The organism is Gemmata sp. (assembly GCF_051859125.1).
Taxonomy (GTDB): domain Bacteria; phylum Planctomycetota; class Planctomycetia; order Gemmatales; family Gemmataceae; genus Gemmata.
In genome coordinates, this window is record NZ_JBHYGG010000152.1 from 1 (window position 1) to 6,998 (window position 6,998).

Annotated in this window: 7 protein-coding genes; 3 read left to right on the forward strand and 4 right to left on the reverse strand. The window is 73.3% G+C overall.

What is annotated here, in order from left to right; genetic code table 11:
* Positions 1-426 precede the first annotated feature (426 nt).
* Positions 427-2,031, forward strand: a complete 1,605-nt coding sequence (rny, locus tag ACTIGN_RS14785) for a ribonuclease Y (protein ID WP_439625103.1) — start codon at positions 427-429, stop codon at positions 2,029-2,031.
* Between the two features lie 4 nt (positions 2,032-2,035).
* Here the strand turns inward: rny and ACTIGN_RS14790 are convergent, their stop codons facing one another.
* The 4 genes from ACTIGN_RS14790 to ACTIGN_RS14805 all read right to left on the reverse strand — a co-directional run bounded on the left by ACTIGN_RS14790 (position 2,036) and on the right by ACTIGN_RS14805 (position 3,639).
* On the reverse strand, positions 2,036-2,395 hold the full coding sequence (locus ACTIGN_RS14790; protein ID WP_439625105.1) for a DUF5615 family PIN-like protein: 360 nt from the start codon (positions 2,393-2,395) through the stop codon (positions 2,036-2,038).
* Between the two features lie 6 nt (positions 2,396-2,401).
* On the reverse strand, positions 2,402-2,653 hold the full coding sequence (locus tag ACTIGN_RS14795; RefSeq protein WP_439625107.1) for a DUF433 domain-containing protein: 252 nt from the start codon (positions 2,651-2,653) through the stop codon (positions 2,402-2,404).
* A 77-nt stretch (positions 2,654-2,730) separates the two neighbouring features.
* Complete coding sequence (locus ACTIGN_RS14800; RefSeq protein ID WP_439625109.1) at positions 2,731-3,282, reverse strand: DUF6939 family protein; 552 nt, start codon at positions 3,280-3,282, stop codon at positions 2,731-2,733.
* Between the two features lie 63 nt (positions 3,283-3,345).
* Positions 3,346-3,639, reverse strand: coding sequence for a hypothetical protein (locus ACTIGN_RS14805; protein ID WP_439625111.1), 294 nt, complete (start codon positions 3,637-3,639; stop codon positions 3,346-3,348).
* Between the two features lie 219 nt (positions 3,640-3,858).
* On the opposite strand from ACTIGN_RS14805, the gene ACTIGN_RS14810 reads away from it, so the two are divergent.
* A complete protein-coding gene (locus tag ACTIGN_RS14810; RefSeq protein ID WP_439625113.1) occupies positions 3,859-5,721 on the forward strand; it encodes a BBP7 family outer membrane beta-barrel protein in 1,863 nt (620 codons plus the stop codon).
* 286 nt (positions 5,722-6,007) lie between these two features.
* On the forward strand, positions 6,008-6,850 hold the full coding sequence (locus tag ACTIGN_RS14815; RefSeq protein WP_439625115.1) for a sulfotransferase domain-containing protein: 843 nt from the start codon (positions 6,008-6,010) through the stop codon (positions 6,848-6,850).
* Positions 6,851-6,998: the final 148 nt, after the last annotated feature.

Below are 6,998 nucleotides of genomic sequence, written 5' to 3' on the forward strand. Positions count from 1 at the left end.
TCAAAGCTACACCGAACTGAACACAGTTCCCACCAACTTTCGCGACGCATACCCGGCGCGGACCGGTCCGGCACGTTTCCGTTGCGGACGCGCCGCGCCGCGCCCATAATAGCCCCCAAGCCCCGCCCCGCACGGATGGACCACGGCGGGTTACCGGCCCGGGCGTCCCGCGGCCACCCGCCCGGACGGCGGACGATTGACCGACCGAACTAACGTATCGCCCGTCGCACCTCGGCCCCGCGCGACCGCGGGAGTGACTTCGACCATGACCGGCTGGGAACTCGTGCCCGGGCTCCTCTGGGTCCTCCGGACCCTCTGCCCGCGGATGACCATCGGCCGCACCCGGCTCGCCCCGGCGCGCGGCCCCGTTCCCCCGCTGCCACCGTCCCCGAGCTTCGACGGGCCGCCGCCAGGAGCTGCCCCCACATGGACCACATCGACCCGCTCGCCGCGGGCCTCTTCGCCGCCGTCGCCGCGCTGCTCGGCGTCGGCGGCACGTACCTCGTCCTCCGCCGCACCGCCGCCCGGCCGGGGGCCGGGGCGCTCCTCCACGCCGAACAGGCCCGCGAGGCCCAGGCCCGCGGCACCGAGCTGATCGAGACGGCCCGCCGCGACGCCGAGCAGGTGCTCCGCGAGGCCGAACTCAAGGCCCGCGACGAGGCGTTCCGCCGCCGCGAGGAGGTCACCCGCGAACTCGAGCTGGCCCGCGCCGAGGTCCGCGAGCTGGAGCGCCGCGCCGAGAAGCGCGAGGACGCCGCCGAGCAGAGGCAGAAGGAACTGGCCCGCAAGGAGAAGCACGTCGAGGCGCTCAAGGAGAAGATCGCCGACCGCCGCGAGCTGCTGGAGAAGAAGGCCCGGCACCTCGACGAGGTCATCGAGCAGGAGACCAAGAAGCTCCACGAGATCACCGGGCTGTCCCGCGAGACCGCCGAGAAGATGCTCCTCGACCGGCTGGAGAAGGAGCTCTCGGCCGAGCTGGCCACCAAGATCCGGCAGTACGACGACCGGCTCAAGCAGCACGCCGAGGCCCGGGGCCGCGAGGTCCTCGCCACCACCATCCAGCGGTGGGCCGCCGAGTTCACCGCCAGCGCCACCGTCAGCACCGTGGACATCCCGTCGGACGACATGAAGGGCCGCATCATCGGCCGCGAGGGGCGGAACATCCGCACGTTCGAGAAGGCCACCGGGGTCGACGTGATCGTCGACGACACGCCCGGGGTCGTCATCGTCTCGGCGTTCGACAACGTGCGCCGCGAGACCGCCCGGCTCGCCCTCACCAAGCTGATCCAGGACGGCCGCATCCACCCGACCCGGATCGAGGAGGTGGTCGCCGAGACCCAGGTGGAGATGGAGAAGCACATCGCCGAGCTGGGCAAGCAGGCGGTGCTCGACGCCGACGTCGCGATGCCGCACGAGAAGCTCGTGTACCTGCTCGGCCGGCTCCGGTTCCGCACCAGCTACAGCCAGAACGTGCTGGCCCACTCGGTCGAGGTCGCGCACCTGTGCGGGCTCATGGCCGGGGAGCTGGGGCTCAACCCGGGGCTGGCCCGGCGGTGCGGGCTGCTGCACGACGTCGGCAAGGCCGCGGACCACGAGATGGAGGGCGGGCACCCGAAGGTCGGGGCCGAACTCGCCAAGCGGTACGGGGAGACGAGCAAGGAGGTGCTCCACGCGATCGCCGGGCACCACGACGACGTGACCGTGGACAACATCTACACGGTCCTGGTGGCGGCCGCCGACGCGATCAGCGCGAGCCGCCCCGGGGCCCGGCGCGAGACCCTGGAGAAGTACGTGAAGCGGCTCGAGGACCTGGAGGCCGTGGCGTGCGGGTTCCCGGAGGTAGAGCACGCCTACGCGATCCAGGCCGGCCGCGAGCTGCGGGTGATCGCCAACGCGAACAAGACCAGCGACGCCGACGCGGTCCGCGTGTGCCGGGCGATCGCCCGCGCGATCGAGGAGCAGCTCGACTACCCCGGCGAGATCAAGGTGACCGTGATCCGCGAGACCCGCAGCGTGGACACCGCGAAGTGAGTGCTCACGGAACCGCCGGGGCGGGCGGGTTCGGCCTCACCACCCGCACGAGGCGGCCGGCGAGCGGGGCGCTCCGTGCGACGGCGGCACCGACCCGGGCGGCCAGGGCGACCGGGTCGGCGTCCCGGGTGCAGCTCACAATTCCCGAATGGCTCGGGTCGGCGGCGTGCAACTTCTGAAAGTCCGCGCGGTTGTGGGTGAGTACGGCCCGGCCGAGCAGAGTGGCGCGGGCGAGGACGTCGGAGTCCGGTACACCCCGCCCGGCCCGGCCGTCGTCCAGCGCCGTGAGAACGTCGTGCCCCAGCGCCCGCAGTTCCTCGACCACGGGGTGCGGGAAGTCCTCGTCGGCGTAGAAGTGGGCCATGACCGGTCAGTCGCCCTCGGTCTCGTTCCGGCGGATGGCGTCGTCGACCTCGGCGGCGTGGTCGCGGTAGTAGTCCCACGCGGCATCAAGGTCGGACTGGGTCAACGCGGGGTAGAACTCCAAGAGGCGGGCGTCGCTGAGCCCTAGCTTCCGGTACCCGACGAGAACCCAGACGGTGGTGCGGGTGCCGCGGACGCACGCCTCGCCGCCCATCACCCCCGACGTCTTCTGAATGCGCGTGTCCGTGGTCGTTGTCATGGCGTCTCCGGGCGATCGGCCCCGTCCGGGTCCATGATACCCGATTCCCGGGCCGGCGAGGGCACACCGACACGTCCTCACCCCCGCACCCGCACCCGCTCCGCGCACTTGCGGTTGATGTACTGCACCAGCACGGCGGCGTGGGCGAGCGGTTGGCCCGTGTCGTTGATGTCGCCGTTGTCCGAGACGTCGTGGATGTGCTGAACGACGCCCGAAAGTGCGGCCTCGATCAACCCGCCGATCACCTCCGGCGCGACGCGGTTCTCCAGCACCCACTCGTAGGTCGGGACGTAGATCCGGCGGCGGGCCTCGACGACCCCGAGGAGCGTCGCGCCGAGGCGGTGGCCGGACGGCTTGCCCCCGCGCTTCGCCCCGGGGCCGCGGAAGAACCGGGGGGCGGTCGCGCCGCGGATCACCTTCAGCCCCTGCCACACGCCCTCGACCGTGTCCGACGTCGCCCCGGGCATCCCGGGCACGGGGACGCCGCCGTGGACCCACATCGGGCTGAGCGCGCAGAACGGCTCCCGGGCGTAGCTGCTCACGTCGATCACGGTGGCGCCCGGGGGCAGGTTCTCGACGTGGTACCGCGGCACGAAGACGGCGCGGGCGAACGGCGGGCGGCGGGACATGAAACGACCTCCGCGTGCCAGACACGCGGAGGCCCAGAAAAGTTCGGTCGGTCGCGCCCCGGGTCACCGGCGGCGGCGGGCGGCGCGGCGGGCGGCGAGCGTGCCGAGGCCGAGCAGCGCCCCGAGCACGGCCGACGGCTCGGGCGTCACGGTGATGGGGGGCGGCGGGGGCGGCGGCTCCTCCGGCGGCGGGGGCGGTTCCCCTGGCGGCGGCGGGTTCTCCGGCCCCGGCGGAACGATGATCGTCTTCTGGGGCGGCCCGTACCAGTAGAACGCACCGGCCGGCGCGGCGGTCACCGTCAGCAGCGCCGCGAGCGCCACTGCCCCGATCCAGAGTGTCGCACCTCGTCTTTCCATTTCCTACGTACCCCACAGGGCGGCGGAGGACCCGTCGCCAAGGGCAGACTCATTCCACAACCGCCCCGGGGTGTCAACCGCGCCTTCTGCGGCCGGAAGCTGGGCAACCTGGGGCGGGAGGTCCCGAAATACTCTCGACAACGGTCCCGGAAAGTTTGCGGGTCGCACCGCCCGATGGCCGAAACAGGTGATGTCGCTGTTGTGCGCGAGGCGCTGCGTATGAAACGGTTGCGAGTCCATCTCGTCGGGTTCGGGTGCTCGGTCCTCGCCGCCACTGCGGTCGGGGCCGACGACCCGTGGCGGTCCGCGAGTCCGCCCCCCAAGCCGGCCCCGGTGCCGGCGGTCGTGGCCCCGGTCGCACCGGTGGTGCTGGCCCCGGCCCCGGCCCCGGCCCCGCCCGGCGTGCCGCGGCCCGCTGCGGCGGTGTCCGTACCGGCCCCGGCCGCGCCCGAGTGGCAGCCGATCGCGCCGCGGGTCGGCGTGCCGACGCCCGAGCCGCCCCGGGAGCCGCGGCCCGTTCCGGGGCCCGCGGCGCAGCCGCCGGCCCCCGCGGGCACGGAGCCGACCGGGCCGGTGGTGCTGCCGCCGATCCCGGTCGCGGTCCCGGTCGCGGATGAAACCACACGGCCGCGGTTCCGACAAGACGAACCGCCGCGGATGCAGATCCCGGTCGCGCCGCCCCGCGAGTTCTTCACCCCGCAGGCGCAGCCGCAGATGCACCCGCCCGAGCCCCCCGGCGCGCCGCGGCAGGTGCTCCCGCAGCCCCAGTCGCTGCCGCAGCCCCAGGTGCTGACGCCGCCGACCGCGGCCCCGGACGAGCTGCCGATCGCCCCCGCGGACCTGATGGTCCCGGCGGGGGTGCCGGTGCCCGGGAAGCACGGCACGTTCGGCTCGAAGCCGATCAACATCTCGCGCGACTTCCCGACGTTCTTCGCCGACGGGGTCCGCGAGCGGGCCGGGCTCGCGGGGGGGGCCGGGTTCGACGCCCGGAACCGCGGGTACGTCCAGGCCGAGTACCTCATGTGGTGGGCCACCCCGCTCCAGATCCCGCTGCTGGGCACCACGAACACGGCGGGCGGCCGCGGGTTCGTGGGCGAGCCGGGCACGCAGCAGATCCTCGGCCCGGGGCAGATCATCGGGCCGTACCGCGACGGGGTCCGGGTCCGCGCCGGGACGTGGCTCGGCAACGGGTGCGGGATCGACGGGAGCTTCTTCTACCTCCCGCAGAAGACCGCCGAGATCGTGCGGACCTCGGACCAGTTCCCGGTCATCACCCGGCCCGTGTTCAGCCCGAACCCGAACCCCGCGCCCGGGGTCGGGGTCATCGGCAACACCGGCGAGGCGGTCACCGTGCCGGGCGTCCTCACGGGCTCGCTGTCGGCCCGCGCCGAGAGCGTCATCTACGGGTTCGACGCCAATATCCGCAAGTGCCTGCACACGTGCTGCGACTGGCACGCGGAGTGGTTCATCGGGTACCGGAACGTGTCGATGGAGGAGTCGCTCTCGATCACCGAGAACATCAACGTGATCGGGGCCGCCGCCGGGGTGGGCGTGCCCGACCCGCCGGGCACCGTCGTGTTCGTCCGCGACACGTTCGCAACGAACAACTACTTCCACGGCGCGCAGGTCGGCGGCCTGTACGAGCGGCAGTGGGGCCGGGTCACGCTGTCCGGCCGCGGGTCGGTCGGGCTCGGCGTGACCCGCCAGGAGGTGAACATCGACGGGTTCCAGGTGCGGACCCGGCCGGGGATGCCCCCGATGACCTTCACCGGCGGCGGCCTGCTGGCGGCCGGCCCGAACATCGGGAACTTCACCAACAACGAGTTCTCGGTGGTCTCGGAGCTGACCGTCAACGTCGGGTACCGCGTTACCCCGGCGCTCCGCGTGTACGCCGGGTACAACTTCCTGTACTGGTCGAACGTGGTCCGCCCCGGGGACCAGATCGACGGCGTGGTGGACCTGACGTTCGTGCCCAACGGCCCGCCCGCGACCCCGTCGGGCCTGAACCGCCCGGCGGTGCCGTTCAAGCAGTCGGACATGTTCATCAGCGGCGTCCAGTTCGGGGCCGAGTGGCGGTGGTGACGCGCCGCGGCGGTTGAGCGAAGTGCCCGAGGGGCCGGTCGCGGTGGCGGCCGGCCCTGTGCGTTTGGTGGACACCGGCTCCCACACGGCCGGCACCTCGGGCGGGGGCCGGGGCAATCTGGTCGGGCTGCAACGGTCGTCGGAACGGTCCCCCGAGGCGGCGGCCCGCGCCGCCCGCGTCGCACTCACATTCGTGCCGGCGAAGGTCGAAACCCACTCTGGCCGAGTCCGGCACCCGCTCCCCGTCGCTCCGCCGCCCCTGAATTCCGCCCGTGCCAGGTGCCCCATGCCCACGCTGTCCCAGATGACGGCCGCGCCGGTGCGCGGGCTGTTCGCCCGCGCGACCGCGGCGCTCCTCGACCCGCGGCGCGGGTGGGAGGCGGTCGGCCGCCGGGCCGCGCGCCTGGTCCCGCCGCCGGCCGTCTTCCACATCACCCACTACAAGGCCGGGTCGCAGTGGGTGCTGCGGATCCTGAACACGCTGGCCGCCGGCCGCGTCGTGCCGCCCGGGGTGGACCCGGCCGAGTTCCTCGCCCGCCCGGTCGCCCCCGGCATGGTGTACCCGACCCTCTACGTCACCCGCGAGGAGTTCGAGGCGGCCCGGCTCCCCCGGCGGTGGCGGCGGTTCGTCGTGGTCCGCGACCTCCGCGACACCCTCGTCTCGGCGTACTTCAGCCTCAAGCACTCGCACGGCGAGGTGGGCGAGCACATCACCAGGTTCCGGGCGCGGCTGAACGCCCTGCCGCTCGAACAGGGGCTGATCCGCGTGGCCGCCGAGTGGCTCCCGCCCGTGGCCGCGATGCAGCGGTCGTGGGCCGCGGCCGGCGAGCCGCTCGTCCGGTACGCCGACCTGCTCACCGACGACGTGGCCATCTTCCAGCGGGTGCTCGTCGACCAGTGCCGGCTCCGGGTGAGCCGCGACCAGGTCCGCGAGGTGGTCCTCGCCAACCGGTTCGAGGCCCGCACCCGGGACCGCAAGCGGGGCGACGAGGACGTGACCAGCCACGAGCGCAAGGGCGTGGCCGGCGACTGGCGGAACTACTTCACCCCCCGGCTCGCGAAGCGGTTCAAGGACTGGTACGGCGACGTGCTGGTCGCGGTCGGCGACGAGCGCGACGCCAACTGGTGACCGGCGGCCACGCCGAACGCGCGCGGGCTCATATCCTGACTCCAAGTTCGATTGATTCGCGGCTGTTCTGTAGCCGGCCTCTGTGAGGCCGGTGCCTGGGGAACTCCCGAGGCGCGGCCTCACCGTGGCCGGCAGCCGGAAGCCCTCG

Coding starts and splice junctions, on each gene's coding strand:
- ACTIGN_RS14795 (WP_439625107.1), bottom strand. CDS start 2,653: ATGACAACGACCACGGACACGCGCATTCAGAAGACGTCGGGGGTGATG.
- ACTIGN_RS14800 (WP_439625109.1), bottom strand. CDS start 3,282: ATGTCCCGCCGCCCGCCGTTCGCCCGCGCCGTCTTCGTGCCGCGGTAC.
- ACTIGN_RS14815 (WP_439625115.1), top strand. CDS start 6,008: ATGCCCACGCTGTCCCAGATGACGGCCGCGCCGGTGCGCGGGCTGTTC.
- rny (WP_439625103.1), top strand. CDS start 427: ATGGACCACATCGACCCGCTCGCCGCGGGCCTCTTCGCCGCCGTCGCC.
- ACTIGN_RS14810 (WP_439625113.1), top strand. CDS start 3,859: ATGAAACGGTTGCGAGTCCATCTCGTCGGGTTCGGGTGCTCGGTCCTC.
- ACTIGN_RS14805 (WP_439625111.1), bottom strand. CDS start 3,639: ATGGAAAGACGAGGTGCGACACTCTGGATCGGGGCAGTGGCGCTCGCG.
- ACTIGN_RS14790 (WP_439625105.1), bottom strand. CDS start 2,395: ATGGCCCACTTCTACGCCGACGAGGACTTCCCGCACCCCGTGGTCGAG.